This is a genomic window from Kitasatospora sp. NPDC004745, from assembly GCF_042873275.1.
Lineage (GTDB): Bacteria > Actinomycetota > Actinomycetes > Streptomycetales > Streptomycetaceae > Kitasatospora.
The window spans coordinates 160,578-186,310 of sequence record NZ_JBIALK010000012.1 but is presented as its reverse complement, the minus strand read 5'-3'; the positions used below and the strand labels follow the sequence as shown (position 1 = coordinate 186,310).

The following is a 25,733-nucleotide window of genomic DNA, read 5'->3' as shown; positions in this document are numbered from 1 at the left end:
GAGGAACGGGACGGCCGCCCGGCGCACGCTGCGCCGGGCGGCCGTCCCGTTCCGTTCCGGGGCCTGCGCCGCTACTCCCCGCTGTCGGGCTCGAAGCGGACGACCACGGCCTTGGACGTCGGGGTGTTGCTGATGTCGGCCGTGGAGTCCAGCGGGACGAGCACGTTGGTCTCCGGGTAGTAGGCCGCCGCACCGCCGCGCGCGACGGGGTAGTGGACGACCCGGAAGTGCGGGGCGCGGCGCTCGACGCCGTCCTTCCACTCGCTCACCAGGTCCACGAACGCGCCCTCGGTCAGCCTCAGTTCGGCGGCGTCGGCCGGGTTCACCAGGACCACCCGGCGGCCGCCCTTGATGCCGCGGTAGCGGTCGTCCAGGCCGTAGATCGTGGTGTTGTACTGGTCGTGCGAGCGCAGCGTCTGGAGCAGCAGCCGGCCCTGCGGGACCTCGGGGGCGGTGAGCGGGTTGACGGTGAAGTTGGCCTTGCCGGTGGCGGTGGGGAAGCTCCGGGAGTCGCGCGGGCCGTGCGGGAGGGTGAAGCCGCCGGGGCGGCGCACCTTCTCGTTGAAGTCCTCGAAGCCCGGCACCACCCGGGCGATCCGGGCCCGCAGCGTGTCGTAGTCCGTCGCGAAGTCCTCCCACGGCAGGCTGTCCTGCGGGCCCAGCACGGCGCGGGCCAGCCGGCAGACGATCGCCGTCTCGGAGAGCAGGCCCGGCGCGGGCGGGCGCAGGCCGCCGCGCGAGGAGTGCACCTGGCCCATCGAGTCCTCGACGCTGACGAACTGGGCGCCGGCGCTGGTGACGTCCCGGTCGGTGCGGCCCAGCGTGGGCAGGATCAGCGCGCGGGCGCCGGTCACCACGTGCGAGCGGTTGAGCTTGGTGGACACGTGCACGGTGAGCCGGCAGCGGCGCATCGCGGCCTCGGTGACCTCGGTGTCCGGGGTCGCCGCGACGAAGTTGCCGCCCATCGCGAAGAACACCTTGACCTTGCCGTCGCGCATCGCGCGGATGGTGTCCACCGAGTCCAGGCCGTGCTCGCGCGGCGGCTCGAAGCGGAACTCGTTCTCCAGCGCGTCGAGGAAGGCCTTCGAGGGCCGCTCGAAGATGCCCATCGTCCGGTCGCCCTGGACGTTGCTGTGCCCGCGCACCGGGCAGACGCCGGCGCCCGGGCGGCCGACGTTGCCGCGCAGCAGCAGGAAGTTGACCACCTCGCGGATGGTGGGCACGGCGTGCTTGTGCTGAGTGAGGCCCATCGCCCAGCAGACGATGACCTTCTCCGAGGCCAGCACCAGCCGGCCCAGCTCCTCGATCTGCTCCCACGGCAGGCCCGTCGCGGCGAGCACCTCGGCGCGCTCCGTCGCCCGGACCTGCGCCTCGAAGTCCTCGTAGCCGTGGCAGTGCTCGGCGACGAAGTCGCGGTCCACGCCGTCCTGCTCCACGATGATCCGGTTCAGCGCGCGGAACAGCGCGAGGTCCCCGCCGAGGCGGATCTGCAGGAACAGGTCGGTCAGCTTGGTGCCGTGGCCGACCAGGCCGCGGGCGTTCTGCGGGTTCTTGAACCGCTCCAGGCCCGCCTCCGGCAGCGGGTTGACGCTCACGATCGTGGCGCCGGCCCGCTTGGCGCGCTCCAGCGCGGACAGCATCCGGGGGTGGTTCGTCCCCGGGTTCTGGCCGGCCACGATGATGAGGTCGGCCTGGTAGAGGTCCTTGAGGCTGACGCTGCCCTTGCCGACGCCGAGGGTCTCGGAGAGCGCCGAGCCGGAGGACTCGTGGCACATGTTGGAGCAGTCCGGCAGGTTGTTGGTGCCGAGCCGGCGGGCGAACAGCTGGTAGGCGAACGCGGCCTCGTTGCTCGTCCGGCCCGAGGTGTAGAAGGCGGCGCCGTCCGGGGTGTCCAGGGCGCGCAGCTCCTCGGCGATCAGCGCGAAGGCGTCGTCCCAGGAGACCGGCGTGTAGTGGGTGGCGCCCTCGTCGAGCAGCATCGGCTGGGTGAGCCGGCCCTGCTGGCCCAGCCAGTAGCCGGAGCGCCCGGCGAGCTCGGCGACCGGGTGGGCGGCGAAGAACTCGGCCCGGATCCGGCGCTCGGTGGCCTCCTCGGCGACGGCCTTGGCACCGTTCTCGCAGAACTCCGCGGTGTGCGTCTTCCCGGGCTCCGGCCAGGCGCAGCCCGGGCAGTCGAAGCCGTCGGGCTGGTTGACCTTGCGCAGCGTGGCCAGGGTCCGGCGCGGGCCCATCTGCTCGGCCGCCATCCGCAGGCTGTGGCCGACCGCGGGCAACCCGGCCGCGGCGTGCTGGGGCGCGGACACTTCGGGTGCGTCCTGCGCCGGGTCGCTCTGCGGGGCCTGCTTGGCCATGACCGCTTCTCCTCGGCTCTGCTCGTCCGACGGCCGTGCCGCCGTGGCCGCCGCGCCGTCGCGGGGGCCCGGTGCCCATCCTTACACCTGGTCGAAGCCGGGGGGAGGGGCGGCCGCCGGCGTCGGTAGAGTCGGGGGGTCCAGGAGGGTGGGGGAGGGGCGCGTGCGAGTCGGTGATGTCCTCGACGGCCGGTACGAGCTGGTGGAGAAGCTCGGCCAGGGCGGCTTCGGGGTGGTGTGGCGGGCGCTCGACAACCGGATGCGGCGGCCGGTGGCGGTCAAGGTCATCGGGCACCACGGCGGCGACCGGGCGAAGGCGGCGCTGCGGTTCGTCCGGGAGGCCTGTGCGGCCGGGAACCTCTCGCACCCGCACATCGTCACGGTGCACGACCTCGGCGAGAGCGCGCTCGGCGACCAGCAGGTGACCTTCCTGGTGATGGAACTGCTGACCGGCCGCACCCTGACCGAGGTGCTGCGGGCCGGCCTGCCCGCCCCGGAGGAGAGCCTGCGCTGGGCGCGGCAGCTCTGCGAGGCGCTGGCGGTGGCGCACGACGCGGGCATGGTGCACCGGGACGTCAAACCCGACAACATCATGATCACCGACGCCGGGCACCTCAAGGTGCTGGACTTCGGCATCGCCCAGCTGGACACCGGCGCGGGCGGTCTGACCACCACCGGGACGATCGTCGGCAGCCCCGCCTACATGGCGCCCGAACGCTGGACCGGACAGCGGGTGGACGGCCGGACGGACCTGTACGCCCTCGGCTGCGTCCTGGTCGAACTCTTCACCGGGGCACGGCCGTTCGGCGGGGACTCGACGCCGGTGCTGATGTACCAGCACCTCAACGAGCCGCCGCCGGCGCTGGACCCGGTCCGGTTCGGGCTGCCGGCGGAGGTCGCCGGGCTGGTCGCGGAGCTGCTGGCCAAGGACCCGGCCGACCGGCCGGCCGACGCGCGGACCGTCGAGCGCCGGCTCCGCGAACTGGCCGGGCGCCCCGTCGGCGCGGCGGCCGGGCCGGCGGTGGTGCCCACGGTGCCGGACCGGCCGGCCCCGGCCGAGCTCCCGGCGCCGCCTAGCGTGCCGCCGAGTGCGCCGCCGAGTGCTCCGCCGGCCGGAGCGCCGAGTGCGCCGCCCGTCGCACCCCCGCCCGTGCCGGCGACCGCCCCGCCCGTGCCGCCCGCCGCGCCGCCCGCCGTCGTGGCACCTGCCGTCGGTGCACCTGCCGTCGGTGCACCGCCCGTCGATGCACCGCCCGTCACCGCGCCGCCCGTCGATGCACCGCCCGTCGTCCCGGCCCCGCCCGCGCCGGTGCTGTCCCCGCTCACCACGCCGCCGGTGGTCGCCGCGGCCGTGCCCGACGCCGTCCGGGCCGCCCTGCGCGAGCGGCGCTCGGCGGCCTTCCGGGCGGCGACCGCCGGCGAGTCGGTGATCCAGCTCCAGGCGCTCGCCCAGGAGTGCGTCGCCGTCCTCGGCGCCGCCGACCGCGACACCCTCTGCACTTGGCGGGACTTCACCTGGTACCTCAGCCGGGCGGGCGACCTGGACGGCGCGATCCGGCTGCTGTCGACCCTGGTGGAGGACATGCGCTCCGCGCTCGGCCCGGCCGACCCGGACACCCTCGGCGCCCGCTACCACCTGGCGTGGTGCGTCGGCGAGAGCGGCGCGACGGTGACCGCGATCCGGCTGCTCTCCGAGCTGCTGCCCGACCTGCACGTCTCCTGGGGGCCGCAGGACACCCGGGTCCTGAAGGCCCGGCACGACCTCGCGCTCCACCGGGCCAACCGGGGCGACCTGCAGGGCGCCGTCCTCCAGCTGCACGGGCTGCTGCCGGAGCTCGTCCAGGCGCTCGGCGAGCGCCACCCCAGCACCCTGCAGGCCTGGCAGGACCTGGCCGGCTACCAGCAGCGGCTCGCCCAGGCGGGGCGGCATCCGGGGTCCGGCCCGCGCCGGGGCCGGACGCCGCGGATCAGCCCGATGGAGGCGCTGGTGCTGGTGCGGCGGCTGCGGCTGTGGGACTTCGCCGACGACCGGCAGGCCCGCGCGTGCATGGACGCGCTGGACCGCGGGACCGGCCTGAAGGGCGTCGCCGACCTGGTCTTCGAAGCTCCGGACCACGTCTCCGACGAGGACCTGGTGGAGGAGATCTTCGGGCCCTGACCCCGCGGCGCCCGGAGCCCCCGCCGGAGCTCGGTCGGACAACACACCTAGGCCGCCAGCGCCGCCGCCGGCAGGGCGGCCAGCGCCCGCAGCAGCGCACGGGCGGCGGCGTCGTTCTGCCGGAACCCCGGGGAGTCGGTGCGCGGGCGGGCGAAGGCGGCGGCGGCCCGCAGGCTGGTGTGCGGGCCGAGCGCGGTGCGCCGCGGGTGCGGGGCGCCGCCCAGGGCCGGATCGAGCAGTCCGCTGTCGCCGGGGGCGATGGTGACGAGCCCCGAGCGGTGGGTGAACTCCTCGTCCGCGACCACCTCCTCCACGATCCGGCCGGCGCGGTGCAGCCCGCGCAGCACCGGGTCGAGGGTGCGGGACAGCTGGTGCTTGGGCAGGTAGGCCTCGATCAGCGCGGTGGCCGTGACGGTGTGGCCGGGCACGGTGGCGCCGGAGGCCCGCCAGGTGCCGGTCGGTTCGTCCCGCACGACCCGCACGCCCGCACCGAGGAAGCGGACCACCCCGGCCTCGGAGAGGGCGAGCAGCTGGCGCAGCCGGAAGCCGGGCGGGCCGGAGGCGAGGTGGCTGAAGTAGCCGAAGAACCACTCGTCCACCTCCTCGGCGACCGAGCGGGCGGTGAGCCGGCCGGTCGCGAGGATCCGGGGGAGCTGGCCGAACAGCGAGAGCAGGGCGAGGAAGGCGCCGAGGTCGGCGCTGTGCGCGGGATCGGCGCGGCGGTCGGCGTCGGCGGTGACGTAGTCGCGCAGGTGCTGCTGGAGCTCCTCGGCGGAGCCGAGTTCGAGACCGGCCAGCGGGTGGTCGAGCCGTTCGAAGTCGATCCGGTCGGCCGGGTCGGGGACGGCCTCGGCGACCAGCGCGGCGAGGCCGGGGGAGTACCAGTCGAGCCGGTCGAGGCGTTCGAGGAAGACCGGCCAGGGCAGCGCGGTGCGCTCGGGGTGGGCGTGGAACAGCTCGTGGTAGTGCCCGAAGGCGATCTCCTTGGCCATCGACGGCCAGAAGTCGCGCCGGAGTTCGAGCGGGCCGTCGGTGGCGAGGACGGCGTCCACGGCGGCCGCGTCGAAGTACCGGGGGAGCGGGGCGCGCGGCCCCCGGAGCCGGTAGCCGGTCTTGGAGTGGTAGGGCACGCCGCGCCGGGAGCCGAGGTGGAGCACCGGCTCGCGGCCGGACGGGCGGTAGCGCAGCCCGCCGCCCGCGGGCTCGAAGCGGCCGCCGCGCCCCTCGGTGAGCAGGGCCACCAGGTCGACGGAGGCGAGGCCGAGGCCGCGCAGCACGACGTGCTCACCCGGGGCGATGCCCGCCAGCCGGGCCTCCGCGTCGGCCGAGTAGGCGGGCGGGAGGTGGAAGCGGCCGTGCCGGGCGGCGAAGGCGGCGTCGGCGGCGTACCGCGGGTGCGGGGCGGAGTCGAGGTGGCCGAGGGTGAGGGCGACGTGGTCGGCGGTGAGCGTGCGGTCGCTGAGCCGGACGGTCTGCGGGCCGTCCGCCGGGCCGTCGACGCCCTGGACGGTGTCCCGGTGGACGGTGACCGTGACGTGCGGCGGGAGGTCGGCGACCGCGCGGCGGAACACCCAGTCCAGGTAGGCGCTCTGGGCCCGCCGGGTGGGGAAGTCGGTGGGCGCGAGGGTGGCCAGTTCGTCCCGTACGGCGGGGTCGGCGACCTCCCGGTACGGTGCGAACTCCTCCTGCCGGGGCGCCCATTCGGCGAGCGAGGGGCCGGGGCGGACCGGGCCGTCGATGGTCGAGCGCTCGTCGGTGAACATGGTGACGTCCTCGGCCATCGAGTTCATCCGCAGCAGCGGGGACTGCTCGCTGCGCCAGATCCGGCCCGCACCGGGCGGGTGCGGGTCGACCAGGTGGACGTGCAGGGGTCGCTCCCGGGGCAGGAGTTCGGCGGCGTTGGCGGCGATCCGCTCCAGCAGGCCGGTCCCGCGCGGGCCGGCTCCGACGATCACCAGCGCCGTCATGCCGTCACCTCGCGCAGCCGGCGCAGGGCGGCCCGGGCCCGCTGCAGCGGGGTGGGCGGCAGGGCCTCCCGGGTGGCACCCCTGGCGTAGTGCCGCTCGACGTAGTACTGGCCGACGGACAGCAGCGTGGTGATCACCAGGTACCAGAGGGTGGCGACCACCAGCATCGGGATGACCCGGTACGACTGGAGGTAGACCAGCTGCACCGAGTAGAGCAGGTCCGAGACGGCCAGCACGCTGACGATGCTCGTCCCCTTGAGCGCGCTGATCAGCATGTTCCCTGCGGTCGGCACGATGGAGCGCATCGCCTGCGGGACGACGATCCGGCGCAGCACCCGCCACCGGCCGAGCCCGAGCGCGGCCGCCGCCTCCAGCTGGCCGCGGTCGACGGAGAGGATGCCGCCGCGGATCACCTCGGCGGCGTACGCGCCCTCCAGCAGGGTGAGGCCGATGACGGCGGTCAGCGTGGGGCCGATCAGGTTGACCGTCCGCACGGTGACGAACTCGGGGCCGAAGGGGATGCCGAGGCCGAGCGTCGGGTACAGCGCGCCGATGTTGAAGAAGAACAGCAGCTGGACCAGGGGCGGGGTGGCGCGGAAGACCCAGACGTAGCCCCAGCCGAGGGCGCGCAGGACGGGGTTGGCGGACAGCCGCATGGTCGCGAGGCCGGTGCCGAGCACGAAGCCGAGGGCGAGCGTGACGGCGGTGAGCCACAGGGTCAGGGTGAGGCCGTCGAGCACCGACCGTGCGGTGAACCAGTCGGCGACCACGCCCCACTGGAAGGCCTCGTTGCGGGCGATCGAGTTGACGGCCATGGCGGCCAGCAGCAGGGCGACGCCGGCGGCGAGCCACTGGCCGGGGCGGCGGCGGGCGACGATCCGCGCCCCGGGGTCGGGGCCGGGGTCGGGGTCCGGTGGCGTGGCGGGGCGGCCGGGGGCCGTGCGGTCGGGGGCGGGCAGGACGTCCGGCGGGGTGGCCATGGCGGAGGCTCCTGGCGGGAGTGCGGGCGGGCGGGGAGGTACGGGTGTGGTCACGTACGGCCGTCGCACCGGCCCGCGTCCCTCAACACGGCCGGCGCTGTGCACTGCACTCCGCGGTGATCGTACGCATGCGCGATCGACGGCTGTCAAGGGTGGGACGGGCCCGCCGGGCCGCCCGCCGGGACCGGTCGCAGGGCGACAGGAGATCGCAACAGAGCGGCAATGATGGATGGTTGACGGACCGATCGGCCGACTGCTCAACTTGAGGCCATGTACGCCGAGCAGCCCCTGGTCACCCGCGACCACATCGACTTCGGTCGGGTGTGGTCCGCGGCGTGTCACGGCTGACCCGGCAGCGGGCCGCACGTCCCCGGCCCTGATCCCTTCGGGGGACCATCCCTCGGTCCGCCCCGTCGCGGGCCCGGACCGCCGCCCCTGACCGGCGGCGCCCCGGGTGCCGGCCGCCGCCGTTGACCCCGCCCTGCGCTCCGGCAGTCCCCTCCCCGCACCACCGTCACGTACCCGTGCTCCCGGCCGCCCGTGCCGCCCCGCGCCCGGGCCGGCTCCGGTCTGCCCGGCCGTCCGGCCGTCCGCCCGCCCGTCTGCCTGCCCGTCCGCCCGCCCGCCCGCCCATCTGCGGTCCGGGCGTTCCACCCACCCCGAAAGGTTCCGCCATGCCCGTCGAGTTCCTCGGCATCGCCGCCACCGGCGACGGTTCGGAGACCACCGCCCGCACCACCGCCGCCTTCGACCGCGACTACACCCTGCGGCTGGCCCGCGCCCACGAGGACCACGGCTGGGACCGCGTGCTCTTCGCCTACGGGGCCGGCTCCCCGGAGCCCGCGGCCGCGGCCGCCTACCTCGCCGCGCACCTCGACCGGCTGCAGATCCTGCTCGCGCACCGGCCGAACGTCTCCTACCCGACCTTCGCCGCCAAGACCTTCGCCACCCTGGACCAGATCAGCGACGGCCGGCTGACCGTGCACTTCATCACCGGCGGCAACGACCACGAGCAGCGGCGGGAGGGCGACTTCCTGTCCAAGGACGAGCGCTACGAGCGCACCCGCGAGTACATCGGCATCGTGAAGAAGGCGTGGACCAGCCGGGAGCCCTTCGACCACGAGGGCACCCACTACCGCTTCCACGACTTCGTGTCGGACGTCTTCCCCGTCCAGCAGCCGCGCCCCGGGGTCTCCTTCGGCGGCTCCTCGGACGCCGCCTACGCGGCCGGCGGCGCCGAGGCGGACGTCTACTGCCTCTGGGGCGAGCCGCTGGCCCGCACCGCCGAGCAGATCGAGCGGGTGAAGGAGGCGGCCCGGGCCGCCGGGCGCACCGACGTGCCGCGGATCCAGGTGGCGTTCCGGCCGATCATCGCACCGACCGAGGAGCTGGCCTGGGAGAAGGCGCACCGGACGGTGGACGCGATCAAGGCCCGCCGGGCCACCGGGGAGGCCCGGCGGCGCGGCCGCCCGCTCGGCGACGCCCCGGCCGCGGCCCCCGAGAACACCGGCTCGCGGCGGCTGATCGAGATCGCCGAGGCCGGTGAGCGCTACGACCGGGCGCTGTGGACCCCGACCGCCGCGGCCACCGGCGGGGCCGGCAACTCCAACGCCCTCGTCGGCACCCCGGAGACGGTCGCCGAGGCCCTGCTCGACTACTACGACCTCGGCGTCGACATCCTGTCCGCCCGCGGCTACCACCTGCTCGACGACGCGATCGACTTCGGCCGCCACGTCATCCCGCTCGTCCGCGCGGAGGTCGCCCGGCGGGACGCCGCCAAGGCCGCCGCGGAGGCCGCCGAACGGGCCGAGCGCGACCGCCACCAGCTGATCGCGGTCCAGGCGTGAGCGACCCCGCCCCGGTGCCGGAGTTCCGCCGGGTCGACGTCGACGACCCGCTGGTCGAGCCGCTGCTGCGCGAACTCACCCACGAGTACGTCAGCCGCTACGGCCCCGAGGCGCACCAGGAGATGACCCGCTACCCGCGGGACGCCTTCGCCGAGCCGCACGGCGTGCTGATCCTCCTGCTGGAGGACGGCGAGCCGGTCGCCGGCGGTGCGTACAAGTGGTACGACGAGCGCACCGCGGAGCTGAAGCGGATGTGGACGCACTCCGCGCACCGCCGCCGCGGCCTGGCCCGCCGGGTGCTGGCCGAGCTGGAGCGCACGGCCGCCGCCGCCGGTTACGCCCGGATCCACCTGACCACCGGCCCGCGCCAGCCCGAGGCCAGGGGCCTCTACCTGGCCGCCGGCTACACCCCGCTGTTCGACCTCGCCGCCGATCCGCTGACCATCGGCCCGCTCCCCTTCGAGAAGCACCTGCCGGTGCCGTCCGAGCAGCACCTGCCGGTGCTGACCACCACCTGAAAGGCCCCCCGTGAGAACCACCACCGCCCGCCGCCTGTCGGCCGCCGCCCTGCTGCCCGTCCTGGCGCTGGCCGCGTGCGGCTCGGACCCGGGCACCACGGGCCCGGCGGGCGCGGGCGGAGCCGTCACGGCCGCCGCCCAGGACGTCGTCTCCGGCGTGCCGAAGTCGGACGCCGCCGCCGCGCTGCTGCCCGAGGAGGTGCGCGCGGCGGGCACCCTGACGTTCGGGGCCTCCTTCGGCGCGCCGCCCACCGCCTTCTACGCCGACCAGGCGACGAAGAAGCCGGCCGGGATCGACGTGGACTTCACCGACGCGGTGGCCAGGGTGCTCGGACTGACCGTGCAGCGCGAGGAGGCCGCCTTCGAGACCATCCTGCCCGCCCTGGACAGCGGCAAGTTCGACGTGGGCACCGGCAACTTCGGCGTCACCACGGCCCGGTTGAGGACCATCGACTTCGTCACCTACATCGACGACGGCCAGGGCTTCGCGGTCCGCAGGGACGACACCCGGACCGAGCCGGTCACCGACTTGGTCCAGCTCTGCGGGCTGACCGTCGGCACCGGCGCCGGCACCACGTTCGAGACCACGCTGAACGCCAGGAAGGACGTCTGCGCCGCGGCCGGGAGGAAGCCGTACGAGGTGAAGGCGTTCAGCGACAGCGGCGCCGTGCTCACCAGCCTCCAGCAGGGCCGGGTGGACGTGCTGATGTCGACCATCAACGGCCTGCGCTACCAGGCCGCGCAGGAGGCCTCCGGGACGCGCTTCCTCGGCGAGTTCCACCGGCTGGACGTCGGCTTCGCGTTCAGGAAGGGCTCGAAGCTCACCCCGGCCTTCCAGGCGGCGGTCAACCAGCTGATCAAGGACGGGACGTACGAGCGGATCCTCCGCAAGTGGGGGGTCGCCGACTCCGCCGTCAAGGAGTCCCTGATCAGTCCGCCCGAACACCCGTGACCCGCCGGCCCGCCGGACCCGCTCCCCGGGCCGGTCGAAGGAGCCCCCGATGACCGTCACCACCGAGCCGCCCGCGCCCCCGCACCGCGGCAGACCCGATGCCGACCCGGCAGCCCCGGCAGCCCCGGCAGCCCCGGGAAAAGCCGTCGCCGACACGACAGCCGGAGCCCCGGCCCCGGCCCCCGACCTGGACGAACTGGCCGGCCTGCGGACCGTCCCCGCCCGGCACCCCTGGCGCTGGGCGCTGGGGATCGCCGCCCTGGTCGTGCTCGCCCAGTTCGCCCACGGCCTGGCCACCAACCCCGGCTGGGACTGGGCCACCTTCCGGATCTACTTCACCGCCGACACGATCGTCCAGGCGGTCGGCCGCACCCTCCAACTGACCTTCTACGGGACGGTGCTGGGCTTCCTGCTGGGTGCCGTGGTGGCCGCGATGCGGCTGTCCCGCAGCCCGATCCTGCAGTCGATCGCCTGGGCGTACGTCTGGGTGTTCCGCTCGATCCCGCTGATCGTCCAGCTGGTGTTCTGGTTCAACCTGTCGTACCTGTACAAGCGGTTCGGGTTCGGCATCCCGTTCGGCCCGACCTTCGGCGACTTCGAGACGGTCGGGGTGCTGAGCGCGCTCGGCGCGGCCGTCCTCGGCCTCGGCCTGCACCAGGCCGCCTTCGCCGCCGAGATCATCCGCGGCGGCGTCGTCGCGGTGGACGCCGGGCAGCGGGAGGCCGCCGCCGCGCTGGGCATCCCGCGCTGGCGGCAGGCCTGGCGGATCGTGCTGCCGCAGGCCATGCGCGGGATCCTGCCGGCCGCCGCCAACGAGGTGATCTCGCTGCTCAAGGGCACCTCGGTGGTCTACGTGATGGCCATCGGCGAGCTCTTCTACCAGGCGCAGGTGGTCTACGGCCGGACCGGCCGGGTGGTGCCGCTGCTGATGGTCGCCACCGTCTGGTACGTGCTGCTGACCACCGTGCTGTCGATCGGCCAGTACTACGTCGAGCGCTACTTCTCCCGCGGCTCGCAGCGCAGCCGGCCGCCCACCCCGCTCCAGCGCGCCCGGGCCTTCGTCCGGAGCCTGCCGGCCCGCCCGGCGCCCGCCCGCACGCCCGACACCCGCACCACCGGAGGACGCCCGTGACCACGCTCGCCAAGACCGACCCGGCCGCGCGGCCCGCCGGGCCCGACCCGGCGGCCGCACCGGTGGTGCGGGTCCGCGGCCTGCGCAAGAGCTTCGGGCAGCTGGAGGTGCTGCGCGGGGTCGACCTGGACGTCCCGGCCGGCTCGGTGACGGTGGTGCTCGGTCCGTCCGGCTCCGGCAAGTCCACCCTGCTGCGCGCGATCAACCACCTGGAACGGCTGGACGGCGGCCACGTCTCCATCGACGGCGAGCTGATCGGCTACCGCCGGGTCGGCGACCGGCTGCACGAGCTCAGGGAGCGCGAGGTGCTGCGCCAGCGCACCGGCATCGGCTTCGTGTTCCAGAACTTCAACCTGTTCCCGCACCTCACCGTGCTGGAGAACCTGGTCGAGGCGCCGATCGCCGCGCTGCGCCGGCCCCGGGCCGAGGCCAGGGCGTCGGCGCTGGCGCTGCTGGAGCGGGTCGGGCTGGCCGACAAGGCCGCCGCCTACCCCCGGCAGCTGTCCGGCGGCCAGCAGCAGCGGGTGGCGATCGCCCGGGCGCTGGCGCTGGAGCCGAAGGTGCTGCTGTTCGACGAGCCCACCTCGGCGCTGGACCCGGAGCTGGTCGGCGAGGTGCTGGACGTCATCAAGGACCTCGCCCGCACCGGCACCACCATGATCGTGGTCACCCACGAGATCGGCTTCGCCCGCGAGGTCGCCGACACCGTGGTCTTCATGGACGGCGGTGTGGTGGTCGAGCAGGGCCCGCCGGCCGAGGTCCTGGACCACCCCCGGCACGAGCGCACCAGGGCCTTCCTCGCCAAGGTCCTCTGAATCCCCCGGGCGGCGGACCTCCCGGACCGCCGCTCCCTCGAACCACCCCGCGAACCGCCGAACGACCCCTTCACGAGCAGGAGTTCCGCCATGTCCCTACCCCGTCGCGCCCTGGTGACCGCCGCCGCCGTCACCGCCGCCCTCGCCCTCGCCGCCTGCGGCAGCGGTGCCACCGGGGCCTCGGCGGAGCTCGCCCCGGCCAAGGGCAGCACCGCGCCGAACGGCGCCGTGGTCAACCTGACGGCCGACCAGAAGCGGGTGACCACGCCCAAGGTCGACGCCGTCGCGGCGCTCGTTCCGGAGGAGATCAGGAAGCGGGGCACACTGACCGTCGTGGACGCCATCGGCACCACGCCGCCGCTGGACTTCTACGCGAACGACGACAGGACGATCATCGGCGTCGAGCCCGACGTCGCCTCGCTGATCGGCGACGTGCTCGGCCTCAAGGTCGAGTTCAACCCGGTCTCCTGGGAGAACATCTTCGTCGGCCTGGACAGCGGCAAGTACGACGTCGGCATCTCCAACATCACCGTCACCGAGGCCCGCAAGGAGAAGTACGACTTCGCGACCTACCGGCTGGACGTGCTCGGCTTCGAGGCCCGGAAGGGCAGCGGCCTCAAGGTCGCCGGCGCCAAGGACCTGGCCGGCCGGTCGGTGGGCGTCGCCTCCGGCACCAACCAGGAGAAGCTGCTGATCTCCTGGAGCGAGGAGAACGTCCGCAACGGCCTCAAGCCGATCGACATCAAGTACTTCCAGGGCACCGAGTTCTACCTGGCGCTCTCCTCCGGCCGGATCGACGCCTACGTCGGCCCCAACCCCAGCCTGTCGTTCCACGCCGTGCAGACCGGCGAGACGGAGGTGGTCGGCACCTACTCGGGCGGCGGCGCCGACGTGCTCGGCAAGATCGCGGCGACCACCCGGAAGGACAACGGGCTGGTCAAGGCGTTGAGCGGGGCGCTCAACGAGGTGATCGGGAACGGGACGTACGCCCAGGTGCTCAAGCGCTGGGGCCTGGACAACGAGGCCGTGCCGACCTCCGAGGTCAACCCGCCCGGCCTGCCCAAGCCCAAGCCCTGATGCCCCGAACCCGTTCACCCGCCGGCCTCCCCCCGCCGCTAAGGTGACCCCGCCGACGGCGAACGCCGTCCGGAGGAGCTGGAGTTGGGGGAGGCCATGCACGAGGGGGAGGTGCTCGACAGCCGCTACCGGCTGGAGGCGGGGCTGGGCCGGGGCGGGTTCGGCGTGGTCTGGCGGGCGACCGATCTGCGGCTCGACCGCGCGGTCGCCGTCAAGGTGCTGCTGGAGGAGCACGCCACCGACCGGGAGGCGGTGAGCCGGTTCGTCCGCGAGGCACGGACGGCCGGCGGCCTCTCCAACCCGCACATCGTCACCGTGCACGACTACGGCCGGGTCGCGGCCGGATCCGGGGAGACCCACTACCTGGTCCTGGAGCTGGTCCGCGGCCGGGCCCTGTCCGACATCCTCAAGGACGGCCTGCCCGAGCAGGAGGCCGCGCTCAAGTGGATGCGCCAGGTCTGCAAGGCGCTGGACGCCGCGCACAGCTGCGGGGTCGTGCACCGCGACATCAAGCCCGAGAACGTGATGATCGACGAGGGCGGCAAGGCCAAGGTGCTGGACTTCGGCATCGCCCGGCTGCTCTCCCAGTCCGCCGTGCTCACCTCCACCGGGAACGTCGTCGGCACCGTCCCCTACCTGGCGCCCGAGTGCTGGTCCGGCGCCACCGTGGACGGCCGGGCCGACCTCTACGCACTCGGCGTCATGCTCTACCAGCTCTGCGTCGGGCGCCGGCCGTTCCGCGCCGCCTCGGCCGCCGAGTACATGTACAAGCACCTGGAGGAGGTCCCGCCCCGGGTGCGCACCGCCGACCCGGCGCTGGCCGACCTGATCGCCCGGCTGCTCGCCAAGCGCCCGGAGGACCGGCCCGCCACCGCCGCCGAGGTGCTGGAGCGGCTGCGCCGGATCCGCCCCGGGGTGCTGCGCCCGGACGACCCGAGCCCGGAGCAGCTGCGCCGCCGGGCGGACCGGGCCTGGCAGTGCGGCGCGCAGGGCGCCCCCGGGGAGGCCGTCGGGATGCTGACCGCGCTCGTCCCCGACCTCGCCCGGATCTGCGGTCCGGGTGACCCGCGCACCCTGCGCACCTGCCACGACCTGGCCCTCTGGCTGGCCGAGGACGGCAGTCCGGGCGCCGCCGTCGCCCTGCTGCGGGAGCTGGTCACGGCGCTGGCCGCCGAGCCCGGCGCGCGGGCCGACGTGCTGCGCGACCTCGACCGCTGGCACCGGGTGGTCACCCGGTCCGGTCCGGGCGAGCCGCGGGCGCTGAGTCTGGCCGGCCTGCTCGGAGGCGGTCCGCAGCACGGCTGAGGCGGGCGGGCCGCCGCCCCGGCCGGGGGCTGTCAACCGTACGGCTCGCCGATTCGGGGCGTCCGGGGGCTGTGCGAATTGATAGGAATCCGCCCACCGGGACGGTCTGGTTCCACGGCCGTCGGCGTTGATATACCTCGTTGCCAGACTCGGGTGCGGTGTCTGCCGCCCCCGGTGAGCTGCGACGAAAGGCTGGTGACGGATCGATGAAGCTCCTCCGTGTCGGACCCCCGGGCGCCGAGCGCCCGGTCGTGCTGGGCCAGGACGGCACCGGGTACGACCTCTCCGGGCGCGCCCGGGACATCGACGGGGCCTTCCTGGCCGGGCTGGACGCCGCCGCGCTGGCGCGCGACGTGGCCGCGGGGCTGCTGCCCCGGGTGGACCTCGCCGGCCTGCGGGTGGGCGCGCCGGTCGCCCGCCCGGGCAAGGTGGTCGGCATCGGGCTCAACTACCGCGACCACGCCGCCGAGGCCGGGGCCGTGGCACCGGACGAGCCGGTGATCTTCCTCAAGCCGAGCTACACGGTGGTCGGCCCGTACGACGAGGTGCTGGTGCCGCGCGGCGGCGAGAAGACCGACTACGAGGCCGAGCTGGCCGTCGTGATCGGCCGGACCGCCCGCTACCTGGGCGGTCACGAGGAGGCGGCGGCGGTGATCGCCGGTTACGCGATCGCCAACGACGTGACCGAGCGGGCCTTCCAGTTCGAGCGCGGCGGTCAGTGGGACAAGGGCAAGTCGGCGGAGACCTTCACGCCGCTGGGGCCCTGGCTGGTCACCGCGGACGAGGTCGCCGACCCGCAGCAGCTGCCGCTGCGGCTCTGGGTCAACGGCGAGCTGCGGCAGGACGGCAACACCGCGAAGATGATCTTCCCGGTGCTCGAACTGGTCCGCTACGCGAGCCAGTTCATGGTGCTGGAGCCGGGCGACGTGATCGTCACGGGCACTCCGGCCGGCGTCACCCTGGGCCACCCGGGGACGCCGTTCCTGACCGCGGGCGACATCGTCGAGATCGAGATCGACGGTCTCGGCCGCCAGCGCCAGGTGTTCGGCAAGGCCTGAGCCGCCCGACGGGCGCCCCCGGCCGTTCCCCGGCCGCCCGCCCGCCGACCACCGCGGCGTTCCGGCCGCCCCGACCCCGGGCACGGGGGTCGGGAGGGCCCGCGCCGCCCGAGGCCGGCCACGCCGTCCGTCCGGCACCCGCGCACCCGAGGGGCCCCGGCAGCACGCCGGTCGCAGGCCCCCGGCAGCACGTCGTCGCAGCCCCAGGCGGAACGCACCCGCAGGCCCCGGCGGCACTCCCGCGCTACCGCGCCGCCAGCACCTCGCGCAGCCGGTCCGCCCGCTCCGCCCGCGGCCCCTCCAGCGCCAGCAGCGTGGCCAGCACCCCCGCGGTCTGCGGATCGTGCAGGGCCGTCGCCGCCGCCATCGCCGTGAACTGGTCCACCAGCCAGTCGCGCAGCTCCGTGACCGGCAGTGTGCGCCCCTCGTCCAGCCAGCTCAGCGACGCGCCCTCGACCACCGCGATCCAGGAGCGCACCAGCAGCGTCAGCCGCGGCCCGGCCTCCCGCACCCCCAGGTGCCGCAGGGTCCGCTTCAGCGCGGCCCGCCGGACGTCGTCCACGATGGCCGAGGTGCGGGCCGTCTCCACCACCGAACCGCCGCGCAGCAACGCCGAGTAGCCGGCGTCGTGCTCGGCCACGAAGGCGAAGTAGCCGTCCAGGACGGCCGCCAGCTGCTCGGACGGCGTTCCGGCCAGCGGGACGGCGAAGCGGCTGGTCAGCTCGTCGGCGGCGGTGCGCAGGGCCGCCTCGTACAGCTGCTGCTTGCCGCCGGCGAAGTAGCGGTAGACCAGCGGGCGGGAGGCCCCGGCGGCCTCGGCGACGTCGTCCAGGCTCACCTCCTCGGGCGGCCGGACGGCGAACAGTTCCAGGGCGACCGCGATCAGCTGGTCGCGCCGCTGCTGGACCGGCAGCCGCCGGTAGCCGGCGCGCCGCGGGCGCGGGTCGGGTGCGGCCGGTTCGGGCAGCGGGCCGGTTGCCGTGGTGGGGCGGGCTTCCATGGCGGTCAGCGTAATGGGCGTCGACCCGATCGGATCCTGTCGCGCGCGGCGGTTCGCCGAACGTGCGTTTGACCGGGCGGCCTGTGACGAACATTCGACCGGTGCATGTCACCGATCTCGGTCAAGGGCTTGCAATCCCCCCGTGCCACGAAATGATGTCCGAATGGTTGAAGAACTGATCACCTCCGACGGCACCACCCCGCGCCGGATCGCCGACGGTTACGTCCACGCCCTGGCCGAACTCAACCCGCTCGCCGCGGTCTACCTGGGACTCAACCCCGAGGACGACCGCCTCCCCGACCTCTCGCCCGCCGGTGCCGAGGCGATCGCCGACCTCGCCCGCCGCACCCTGGCCGCCCTCGACGGGGCGGAGCGGGCCGGGGCCGCCGAGGACGAGGCCGAGCGCCGCTGCGCCCGACTGCTGCGCGAGCGGCTGACCGCCGAGCTCGCCGTCCACGAGGCGGGCGAGCACCTCCGCGCGGTGCGCAACCTGGGCTCGCCGGTGCACGAGCTCCGCGACGTCTTCACCCTGATGGCCACCGGCACCGAGGACGAGTGGCGGGTGGTCGGCCGCCGGCTGGCCCGCGTGCCGGTGGCGTTCGCGCAGTACCGGGAGACCCTGGCCGCCGGCATCGCGAGCGGGCTGCTCTCCGGCCCCCGCCAGGTCTCCACCGTGGTCGGGCAGTTCGGCGAGTGGCTGGCCGGGGACGTGCCCGGCGGCTGGTTCGGCGAGTTCGTCCAGGACGCGCCGGAGGGCGTGCGCGCCGAGCTGACCGGGCCCGCGGTGGCCGCCGCCGAGGCGCTCGCCGAGCTGCGCGACTGGATGCGCGACGTCTACGGGCCCGCGGCCGCCGACACCCCCGACACCACCGGCCGGGAGCGCTACCGCCGCCTCGTCCGCCTGTGGACCGGCGCCGACCTGGACCTGGACGAGGCCTACGCCTGGGCCTGGAGCGAGTTCCACGACCTCGCCGCGCAGATGGAGGCCGAGGCGGAGAAGGTCCTCCCCGGCGAGGGCCCGATGGCCGCGATGAAGTGGCTGGAGGTCGAGGGCCCGGTCGTCGAGGGCGCCGAGGCGACCCGGCTGTACCTGCAGGGCCTGATGGACCAGGTGATCCGGGACCTCCAGGGCACCCACTTCGACCTGGCCGAGCCGGTCACCCGCGTCGAGTCGCGGATCGCCCCGCCCGGCAGTGCGGCCGCCCCGTACTACACGGCGCCCTCGCTGGACTTCACCCGCCCGGGCCGGACCTGGCTGCCGTCGCTCGGCCGGGAGCGCTTCCCGGTCTGGGACCTCGTCTCCACCTGGTACCACGAGGGCGTCCCGGGCCACCACCTGCAGCTCGCGCAGTGGAACTACGTCGCCGACCGGCTCTCCACCTACCAGGTCAGCATCGGCGGGGTGAGCGCCAACCTGGAGGGCTGGGCGCTGTACGCCGAGCGCCTGATGGACGAGCTCGGCTACCTCACCGACCCGGGGCACCGCCTCGGCTACCTCAACGCCCAGATGATGCGGGCGCTTCGGGTCATCGTCGACATCGGCATGCACGCGGACATGGACTTCCCCGCGGACTCCCCGTACAAGCCGGGCGAGCGGGTCAGCCCGGAGGCCGCCCGCGAGTTCTTCGGCCTCTACTGCGGCCTCACCCCGGACTACCTGGACAGCGAGCTGGTCCGCTACCTGGGCATGCCCGGCCAGGCGATCGGCTACAAGCTGGGCGAGCGCGCCTGGCTGCGCGGCCGGGCGGCGGCACGGGCGGCGCACGAGGCCCGCGGCGAGGAGTTCGACCTCAAGGCCTGGCACATGGCGGCGCTCTCGCAGGGCTCGCTCGGCCTGGACGACCTGGTCGAGGAGCTCTCCGCGCTCTAGGACCGTCCGGGCGCCGGGACCGCCCGTGCGCCTGGACCGTCCGCGCTGCAGGACCGTAGGGCCCCGGGTCTCGTCCGCGAGACCCGGGGCCCTAGGGCGTGTCTTTCGGATCACGCCAGGCGGTCGCCGCCGGGGCACGCACCTCGCCGGCTTCTCGTCAGTCGCCGATGCTCCGCATGGACTCCCTCCTCGGCGCCGCCGATGCACGCACCCCAACGACGCCCGCTGATCCGACGTGATCCGAAAGACACGCCCTAGTCCTTTCGTCCCGAAAATGTCGATTTGCTGAGGTTTTTCCTTGCCAATCGCCCGCCCGGGAGTTTGGCTGGAAGGCGACTGCGTGACCTCTCCGTCCCCTCCGGAAGGCTCGACCAGTGTCTGCGCAACCTGCCACCGGTCATGAGAACGCGGACAGCCGCCGTTGGTGGGCCCTGGCGGTCATCGCCATCGCCCAGCTCATGATCGTCCTCGACATCACCATCGTGAACATCGCACTGCCGTCGGCCCAGCGGGACCTGGGCATATCCGACGCCGACCGGCAATGGGTGATCACCGCCTACACGCTCGCCTTCGGCGGCCTGCTGCTCCTCGGCGGCCGGCTGGGCGACCTCTTCGGCCGAAAGCGCGTCTTCACCATCGGCCTGCTGGGCTTCGCCCTGGCCTCCGCCCTCGGCGGCGCCGCGGCCGACCCGGCCATGCTCTTCGGCGCCCGCGCCCTCCAGGGCGCGTTCGGCGCCCTGCTCGCCCCCTCCGCGCTGGGGCTGCTCTCCACGACCTTCTCCGATCCGAAGGAACGCAGCACGGCCTTCGGCATCTTCGGTGCGATCGCCGGCGGCGGCGCCGCGATCGGCTTCATCGCCGGCGGCCTGCTGACCGAGTACCTGAACTGGCGCTGGTGCCTGTTCGTCAACACCCCGATCGCCATCGCCACCGCCTTCGCCGCGTTCTCCGTGCTCCAGCGCGACCACGTCGCCAAGGGGAACCGGATCCGACTCGACCTGCCGGGCGCCCTGCTCGGCTGCGGCGGCCTGCTGGCGATCGTCTTCGGCACCTCCGAGGCCGTGACCCGCGGCTGGGGCGACGCCCTGGTGCTCGGCTCGCTGGTCCTGGGCGTGCTGCTGCTCGCGGCGTTCGTCCTGGTCGAGCGGCGCAGCGCGCACCCGCTGCTGCCGATCCACATCGTCGCCGACCGCAACCGCGGCGGTGGCGCGCTCTCGGTGGGCCTGGCGATGGTCGGCATGTTCGGCCTGTTCCTGTTCCTGACCTACTACCTGCAGGCCATCAAGCACTTCTCGCCGATCGTGTCCGGCCTCTCCTTCCTGCCGATGACGGCCGCCATCGTGATCAGTTCGACGGGCATCGCGGCCCGGCTGATGACCAGGGTGCCGTCCCGGAACCTGATCGGGCCCGGCCTGCTGCTCGCCGGGGCCGGCATGGCCTGGCTGACCCAGATGAAGGTGGACAGCCCGTGGGCCGGCATGGTGCTGCCCGCCGAGCTGCTGCTGGGCTTCGGCATGGGCCTGGTCTTCATGCCGTCGATGAGCCTGGCCACCCTCGGGGTCGCCCCGAACGAGGCCGGAGCGGCCTCGGCCACGATCAACTCGGCCCAGCAGGTGGGCGGTTCCTTCGGTACGGCGCTGCTGAACACCATCGCGGCCAGTGCCACCGCGAGCTTCCTCGCGACCCGGATCGCCTCCGACCCGGCGGTCCAGGCCCAGGGCGCGGTGCACGGGTACGTGGTCGCCACCTGGGTGGCGATGGGCATCCTGCTGCTGGCCGCGCTGGTCGCCTTCCTGATGATCGACCACCGGCCGGCGCCCGGTGAGGCCACCGCCGTCGAGGGCGGGGCGTCGCGGCCCGCCGAGGAACCGGCCGCTGCCGCGCGCTCCGCGGACGCTCAGTCCGGCCCCGCCGCCGGCGCCGGGGCGACCGCCCCGACGGAACGCCAACGGGCCACCTGAAACCCTTCAGCAAGGTCTTGCAGTCGACCTCCGGCGCCTGCTTGACTCCTGGCCACTGCCCAGGGATCAAGGAGGCGCCGTGGCGCTGCCCGAGTTCGACCTGCTCGTCGTCGGCGGCGCCGGCGTGGACACCATCGTCCGGGTGGAGCGCCTGGAGGTCCCGCCCGGCGACTCCCTGTCCGTCGGACCGGTCCACGACCACCTCGGCCACACCGGCAACGGCGTCGCCCTCGGCGCCCACCACCTCGGCCTGCGCACCGCCCTCCTCGACTTCCTCGGCGACGACCCGCAGGGCGACCTGGTCCGCGCCGCCCACGAGCGCCACGGCCTGCACCTCGCCCACCTGGTGAGCCCGCACGGCACCCCGCGCGGGGTCAACCTGGTCGACGCCGCCGGCCGCCGGTTCTCCTTCTACGACGGCCGCCACCCCGCCGACCTGCGGCTGCCGCGCGCGTTCTACCTCCCCTACGCGGAGCGCAGCCGGCACGTCCACCTCTCCATCACCGGCGTCAACCGGGACATGTACGCCGACCTGCACCGGCTCGGCCGCACCACCTCCACCGACCTGCACGACTGGGACGGCGCCGACCCGCACCACCTCGACTACGCGCTCGGCTCCGACCTGGTGTTCCTCTCCACGGCCGGCTGCCGCGGCCGCCACGAGGAGGTGATGCGCCGGATCCTCGCCGAAGGCCGCGCGACCGTCGTCACCGCCACCGCGGGCGCCGACGGCTGCTACCAGCTCACCCGGGGCGGGAGCGCGGTGCACCACCTGCCGGCCGTCGACCCGGGCCGCCCGGTGGTGGACACCAACGGCGCCGGCGACGCCTTCGTCGCGGGCTTCCTCGCCGCCTGGTTCCGGGGCCTCGCACCGCTGGACTGCGCCCGGGTCGGCACGGCCGCCGGCGCCTTCGCCTGCACCCGGGCCGGGACGCACAGCGCGTTCCTCGGACCCGCGGACCTGGAGCGCCTGTTGGGCGAGGGGTGACGGATTCTCATCCTGCTCCCAGACACCGGTAACGACGTTTCGAGGCGGAGGCGTCATAGTCGTTGACCGGACACCGCCACCGACACCGGTAGGAGACACGGGCATGGCTCAGCACCGCCGCCACACGAAGCGCCACCGCCTGCTGGCCCCGACCCTGTTCACCGCGCTCTCGGCGGTGGTGGTGGCCGCCGTGGTGACCGGCACGCACGGGCTGAGCCTGTCCGACGCGACCGCCGCGGGGAAGGCGGCCCGCAGCCCCCGGGCCGCCGTCGCGCAGGCCACCGCCTCGCCCGGAGCGCTCGACGCCGCGGCGCCGACCGACGGCACCGACCAGGCCCAGGGCCCGACCGGGAGCCCGGCCGCGAGCCCCGCCGAGTCCCCGGAGCCGGCGCCGACCGGGACCGCGAGCGAGACCCCGACCGACTCCCCGAGCGAGGACGCGGTGCCCGCCGGGACGCCGACGGCGTCCGCCGGTGCGAAGGCGAGCACCCGGACCGCCGTCCTCGGCACCACCACGGTCGCCGCGTCCACGGACCCGGAGGCCGCCACCGTCGGCGCCCTGTTCAGCGGCGGCATCGCGGCCGGCAACCACTTCTGCACCGCCAGCGTCCTGCACAGCCCCACCGGCAACCTGCTGCTGACCGCCGCGCACTGCCTCAACAGCGCCGACGGCGTCACCTTCGTCCCGGGCTACCGCGACGGCTCCGCCCCGTTCGGCAGCTGGCGGGTCACCGCCGTCCACACCACCTCCGGCTGGTCCGGGAAGGGCGACCAGGACGAGGACTTCGCGATCCTGGAGACCGCCCCCAGCAACGGCCGGAACGTCGAGGACGTGGTCGGCGGCAACCACCTCGGCACCGACGAGCCGTTCGGCGCCACCGTCCACCTGTACGGGTACCCCGGCGACGCGGAGACGCCCAGCCTCTGCACCAACAGCACCGGCAAGCAGAGCACCTACCAGCGCGTCGTCTCCTGCCCGGCCTACCCGGCGGGCACCAGCGGCGGCCCGTGGATCGACGTCGCGACGGGCGACGTGGTCGGTGCCATCGGCGGCTTCCAGCAGGGCGGCGACTCCGACGACGTCTCCTACAGCGCCTACTTCGACCACACCATCGCCGGGCTCTACGCCGAGGCCGAGGCCGCCGCGGCCTCCTGACCGGCCCGGCCCCGGGCCCGGCCGCCCGGCGTGTCCGGCCCCACCCGGGGCCGGACATGACGAAGGCCCAGATCCGTGGATCAACTCCACTGATCTGGGCCTCAGTTGCACTTCCTGCGAAGTGCCCCCGGTAGGATTCGAACCTACGCACCCGCCTCCGGAGGGCGGTGCTCTATCCCCTGAGCTACGGGGGCCTGGCTGGTGTCCTCGGCGCTGGCGCCTCCGACGTGAAGAACACTACCAGGCTCCGGGCGTGCTCCGTGCACGGGTTTCCCGGGGAGCCGTCGCGGGCGGTGCGGAGGAGTCGAGGGGGAGGGGTGCCGGGGGCGGTGGAAGTGCCCAAAGGCCGGACGGGGCGGCGGGGGCGCCGATACCCTCGGTGAGGTGTCGGGAGTGTCCGGGCGGGTCCTCGTGGTGGACGACAGCGAGGTGATCCGCCAGCTGATCAGGGTCAACCTGGAGCTCGAGGGCTTCGAGGTGGTGACCGCCGCCGACGGCGCCGAGTGCCTGGAGGTCGTCCGCCGGGTGAAGCCGGACGTGGTGACCCTCGACGTGATGATGCCGCGGCTGGACGGCCTGCGGACGGCGGCCCGGCTGCGGGCGACCCCGGCGACCAGCGGACTGCCGATCGCGATCGTGAGCGCCTGCACCCCGGCGGACCTCGACCTGGGCGAGGCGGTCGGCGTGGACGGCTACCTCGGCAAGCCCTTCGACCCGGCCGACCTGGTCGCGCTGGTGCGGCGGTTGATGGAGCTCGGCGGCCGGCCGAGCGCGTTTCGCCCTGAGCGAACAGAGCGCACCGATCGCGGCTGACACCCCGGCCCGGACGGCGCGACGGCGTCTCAACCGGTAAACCGGGTGGCGGGCGGGCACCCCGTCTCGCCTACGCTTGGCGTCGTGACCCCCGCAGAGCTTTCCCAGGCAGTCCAGGCCGCAGTGAGCGCCGCCGTCGAGGCGGGCGAGCTGGCCGTCGCCGTGCCCGAGCACGTGACGGTCGAGCGGCCCAAGAACAGGGACCACGGCGACTACGCGACCAACGTGGCCCTCCAGCTCGCCAAGGCGGCCGGCAAGCCGCCGCGAGCCGTCGCCGAGCTGCTGGCCGACCGCCTGCGAGGGATCACCGGCGTCGCCAAGGTCGACATCGCCGGCCCGGGCTTCCTGAACATCACCCTGGACACCGCCACCGCCGGTGCGCTGGCCCGCACCATCGTCGAGGCCGGCGAGGGCTACGGCCGCAACCGGGACCTCGCGGGCCTGAAGATCAACCTGGAGTTCGTCTCCGCCAACCCGACCGGCCCGATCCACATCGGCGGCGTCCGCTGGGCGGCCGTCGGCGACTCCCTGGCGCGCGTGCTGCGGGCCTGCGGCGCCGACGTCACCACCGAGTACTACCTGAACGACGCCGGCGTGCAGATCTCCAAGTTCGCCGCCTCGCTGCAGGCCGCCGCGAACGGCCGGGAGGTGCCGGAGGGCGGGTACGTCGGCGAGTACATCGTCGACATCGCCAAGGCGCTCACCGACGCCGTCCCGGGCGTGCTCGACCTGCCCGAGGACGAGCAGCTGCAGGTCTTCCGCACCGAGGGCCTGAAGCTCATGGTGGCCGAGATCCAGCGCTCCATGGACGAGTTCGGCACCCACTTCGACGTCTGGTTCTCGGAGCGGTCGCTGCACGAGTCCGGCGCCGTCGGGCAGGCCATCGACCGGCTGCGCGAGCAGGGCCACGTCTTCGAGCAGGACGGCGCGGTCTTCCTGCGCACCACCGACTTCGGCGACGACAAGGACCGCGTCCTGATCAAGGCCGACGGCGACACCACCTACTTCGCCGCCGACGCCGCGTACTACCTGTCCAAGCGGGACCGCGGCACCGAGGTCGCGCTCTACATGCTGGGCGCCGACCACCACGGGTACGTCAACCGCCTGAAGGCCATCTCGGCCTGCGCGGGCGACGACATGAACCACAACATCGAGGTGAAGATCGGCCAGTTCGTGAAGATGCTTCGCGACGGCGAGGAGGTCCGCATGTCCAAGCGGGCCGGCAACATCATCACGATCGACGACGTGGTCGAGTGGATCGGCGTCGACGCCGCCCGCTACACCCTGGCGCGGTCCTCCACGGACTCCACCATCACGCTCGACATCAACGTCCTGACCAGCCAGACCAACGAGAACCGGGTGTACTACGTCCAGTACGCCCACTCCCGGATGTGCGCGGTCCAGCGCAACGCCGACGACCAGGGCATCTCGCGCGGCGCGGCCGAGGACTTCAAACCGGAGCTGCTGGCCACCGACTGGGAGTCCGACCTGCTCGGCCACCTCGGCGAGTTCCCGCGCGTGCTGGCCTCGGCCGGCGAGCTGCGCGAGCCGCACCGCGTCGCCACGTACCTGGAGGACCTGGCGGCCAAGTACCACCGCTTCTACGACAACTGCCGCATCCTGCCGCGCGGCGACGAGGAGGTCACCGACCTCACGCGCGCCCGGCTGTGGCTGGCCGACGCGACGCGCACGGTCGTGGCCAACGGGCTGACGCTCCTGGGCGTCACGGCGCCCGAGCGGATGTAGGCACCACCCCCATCGCGCACAGCGGGGGCGGCTGACGGT

19 protein-coding genes and 1 tRNA gene are annotated in these 25,733 nt (G+C 74.3%); 15 read left to right on the top strand and 5 right to left on the bottom strand.

Annotated elements, in window-relative coordinates; translation table 11 throughout:
• Positions 1–71 precede the first annotated feature (71 nt).
• The gene (locus ACFYUY_RS20980; RefSeq protein WP_387902296.1) at positions 72–2,351 is read right to left on the bottom strand and encodes an FdhF/YdeP family oxidoreductase; all 2,280 of its coding nucleotides are present in this window, start codon (positions 2,349–2,351) and stop codon (positions 72–74) included.
• A 163-nt stretch (positions 2,352–2,514) separates the two neighbouring features.
• Here ACFYUY_RS20980 and ACFYUY_RS20975 point away from each other — a divergent pair, with 163 nt between their 5' ends.
• Positions 2,515–4,509 carry a protein kinase gene (locus ACFYUY_RS20975; RefSeq protein ID WP_387902293.1) on the top strand — a complete coding sequence of 665 codons (1,995 nt, stop codon included), beginning with the start codon at positions 2,515–2,517 and terminating at the stop codon, positions 4,507–4,509.
• Positions 4,510–4,556: 47 nt separating this feature from the next.
• Here the strand turns inward: ACFYUY_RS20975 and ACFYUY_RS20970 are convergent, their stop codons facing one another.
• Together ACFYUY_RS20970 and ACFYUY_RS20965 are read right to left on the bottom strand one after the other, a co-directional pair.
• Positions 4,557–6,476 (bottom strand): FAD/NAD(P)-binding protein, encoded by a 1,920-nt coding sequence (locus ACFYUY_RS20970; protein WP_387902291.1) that lies wholly within the window; start codon positions 6,474–6,476, stop codon positions 4,557–4,559.
• The gene (locus ACFYUY_RS20965) at positions 6,473–7,456 is read right to left on the bottom strand and encodes an amino acid ABC transporter permease (RefSeq protein WP_387902288.1); all 984 of its coding nucleotides are present in this window, start codon (positions 7,454–7,456) and stop codon (positions 6,473–6,475) included. The genes ACFYUY_RS20970 and ACFYUY_RS20965 overlap by 4 nt, the downstream gene beginning before the upstream one ends.
• 674 nt (positions 7,457–8,130) lie before the next feature.
• Between ACFYUY_RS20965 and ACFYUY_RS20960 the strand changes: the two genes are divergently transcribed.
• The 8 genes from ACFYUY_RS20960 to ACFYUY_RS20925 all read left to right on the top strand — a co-directional run bounded on the left by ACFYUY_RS20960 (position 8,131) and on the right by ACFYUY_RS20925 (position 16,160).
• The gene (locus tag ACFYUY_RS20960) at positions 8,131–9,303 is read left to right on the top strand and encodes an LLM class flavin-dependent oxidoreductase (RefSeq protein WP_360204521.1); all 1,173 of its coding nucleotides are present in this window, start codon (positions 8,131–8,133) and stop codon (positions 9,301–9,303) included.
• Positions 9,300–9,821: a GNAT family N-acetyltransferase gene (locus ACFYUY_RS20955; RefSeq protein ID WP_360204524.1), complete on the top strand. Its 522-nt coding sequence runs from the start codon at positions 9,300–9,302 to the stop codon at positions 9,819–9,821. Before ACFYUY_RS20960 ends, ACFYUY_RS20955 begins: the two co-directional genes overlap by 4 nt.
• A gap of 10 nt (positions 9,822–9,831) precedes the next feature.
• A complete protein-coding gene (locus tag ACFYUY_RS20950) occupies positions 9,832–10,773 on the top strand; it encodes an ABC transporter substrate-binding protein (RefSeq protein WP_387902285.1) in 942 nt (313 codons plus the stop codon).
• 49 nt (positions 10,774–10,822) lie between these two features.
• Positions 10,823–11,905, top strand: coding sequence for an amino acid ABC transporter permease (locus ACFYUY_RS20945; protein WP_387902282.1), 1,083 nt, complete (start codon positions 10,823–10,825; stop codon positions 11,903–11,905).
• Positions 11,906–11,967: 62 nt separating this feature from the next.
• Complete coding sequence (locus ACFYUY_RS20940; RefSeq protein ID WP_360204858.1) at positions 11,968–12,720, top strand: amino acid ABC transporter ATP-binding protein; 753 nt, start codon at positions 11,968–11,970, stop codon at positions 12,718–12,720.
• 90 nt (positions 12,721–12,810) lie between these two features.
• Positions 12,811–13,797, top strand: a complete 987-nt coding sequence (locus tag ACFYUY_RS20935; RefSeq protein ID WP_387902279.1) for an ABC transporter substrate-binding protein — start codon at positions 12,811–12,813, stop codon at positions 13,795–13,797.
• Between the two features lie 84 nt (positions 13,798–13,881).
• Positions 13,882–15,102, top strand: coding sequence for a serine/threonine-protein kinase (locus tag ACFYUY_RS20930; RefSeq protein ID WP_387902277.1), 1,221 nt, complete (start codon positions 13,882–13,884; stop codon positions 15,100–15,102).
• Between the two features lie 206 nt (positions 15,103–15,308).
• The gene (locus ACFYUY_RS20925) at positions 15,309–16,160 is read left to right on the top strand and encodes a fumarylacetoacetate hydrolase family protein (protein WP_360204539.1); all 852 of its coding nucleotides are present in this window, start codon (positions 15,309–15,311) and stop codon (positions 16,158–16,160) included.
• A gap of 244 nt (positions 16,161–16,404) precedes the next feature.
• Here the strand turns inward: ACFYUY_RS20925 and ACFYUY_RS20920 are convergent, their stop codons facing one another.
• Entirely contained in the window at positions 16,405–17,160 is a 756-nt protein-coding gene (locus ACFYUY_RS20920) for a helix-turn-helix domain-containing protein (protein ID WP_360204542.1), read from the bottom strand.
• Between the two features lie 163 nt (positions 17,161–17,323).
• On the opposite strand from ACFYUY_RS20920, the gene ACFYUY_RS20915 reads away from it, so the two are divergent.
• The 4 genes from ACFYUY_RS20915 (at position 17,324) to ACFYUY_RS20900 (ending at position 23,135) form a co-directional block, all read left to right on the top strand.
• Positions 17,324–19,030, top strand: a complete 1,707-nt coding sequence (locus ACFYUY_RS20915; RefSeq protein WP_360204545.1) for a DUF885 domain-containing protein — start codon at positions 17,324–17,326, stop codon at positions 19,028–19,030.
• Positions 19,031–19,404: 374 nt separating this feature from the next.
• A complete protein-coding gene (locus tag ACFYUY_RS20910; RefSeq protein ID WP_387902273.1) occupies positions 19,405–20,991 on the top strand; it encodes an MFS transporter in 1,587 nt (528 codons plus the stop codon).
• A 79-nt stretch (positions 20,992–21,070) separates the two neighbouring features.
• On the top strand, positions 21,071–21,979 hold the full coding sequence (locus tag ACFYUY_RS20905) for a carbohydrate kinase family protein (RefSeq protein ID WP_360204551.1): 909 nt from the start codon (positions 21,071–21,073) through the stop codon (positions 21,977–21,979).
• Positions 21,980–22,082: 103 nt separating this feature from the next.
• On the top strand, positions 22,083–23,135 hold the full coding sequence (locus ACFYUY_RS20900) for a trypsin-like serine protease (protein WP_387902270.1): 1,053 nt from the start codon (positions 22,083–22,085) through the stop codon (positions 23,133–23,135).
• 122 nt (positions 23,136–23,257) lie between these two features.
• On the opposite strand, the gene ACFYUY_RS20895 is transcribed toward ACFYUY_RS20900, so the two are convergent.
• Positions 23,258–23,329: transfer RNA gene (locus ACFYUY_RS20895), tRNA-Arg, on the bottom strand.
• A 199-nt stretch (positions 23,330–23,528) separates the two neighbouring features.
• Here ACFYUY_RS20895 and ACFYUY_RS20890 point away from each other — a divergent pair.
• Together ACFYUY_RS20890 and argS are read left to right on the top strand one after the other, a co-directional pair.
• Positions 23,529–23,948 carry a response regulator gene (locus ACFYUY_RS20890; protein WP_387902335.1) on the top strand — a complete coding sequence of 140 codons (420 nt, stop codon included), beginning with the start codon at positions 23,529–23,531 and terminating at the stop codon, positions 23,946–23,948.
• Positions 23,949–24,032: 84 nt separating this feature from the next.
• Positions 24,033–25,694 (top strand): arginine--tRNA ligase, encoded by a 1,662-nt coding sequence (argS, locus tag ACFYUY_RS20885; protein WP_360204560.1) that lies wholly within the window; start codon positions 24,033–24,035, stop codon positions 25,692–25,694.
• Positions 25,695–25,733 lie beyond the last annotated feature (39 nt).

Bases quoted from the DNA above. Each gene is read 5' to 3' on its own strand.
- ACFYUY_RS20920 (WP_360204542.1), bottom strand. From the start codon at position 17,160: ATGGAAGCCCGCCCCACCACGGCAACCGGCCCGCTGCCCGAACCGGCC.
- ACFYUY_RS20945 (WP_387902282.1), top strand. From the start codon at position 10,823: ATGACCGTCACCACCGAGCCGCCCGCGCCCCCGCACCGCGGCAGACCC.
- ACFYUY_RS20960 (WP_360204521.1), top strand. From the start codon at position 8,131: ATGCCCGTCGAGTTCCTCGGCATCGCCGCCACCGGCGACGGTTCGGAG.
- ACFYUY_RS20980 (WP_387902296.1), bottom strand. From the start codon at position 2,351: ATGGCCAAGCAGGCCCCGCAGAGCGACCCGGCGCAGGACGCACCCGAA.
- ACFYUY_RS20900 (WP_387902270.1), top strand. From the start codon at position 22,083: ATGGCTCAGCACCGCCGCCACACGAAGCGCCACCGCCTGCTGGCCCCG.
- ACFYUY_RS20915 (WP_360204545.1), top strand. From the start codon at position 17,324: ATGGTTGAAGAACTGATCACCTCCGACGGCACCACCCCGCGCCGGATC.
- ACFYUY_RS20965 (WP_387902288.1), bottom strand. From the start codon at position 7,456: ATGGCCACCCCGCCGGACGTCCTGCCCGCCCCCGACCGCACGGCCCCC.
- ACFYUY_RS20925 (WP_360204539.1), top strand. From the start codon at position 15,309: ATGAAGCTCCTCCGTGTCGGACCCCCGGGCGCCGAGCGCCCGGTCGTG.
- ACFYUY_RS20970 (WP_387902291.1), bottom strand. From the start codon at position 6,476: ATGACGGCGCTGGTGATCGTCGGAGCCGGCCCGCGCGGGACCGGCCTG.
- ACFYUY_RS20935 (WP_387902279.1), top strand. From the start codon at position 12,811: ATGTCCCTACCCCGTCGCGCCCTGGTGACCGCCGCCGCCGTCACCGCC.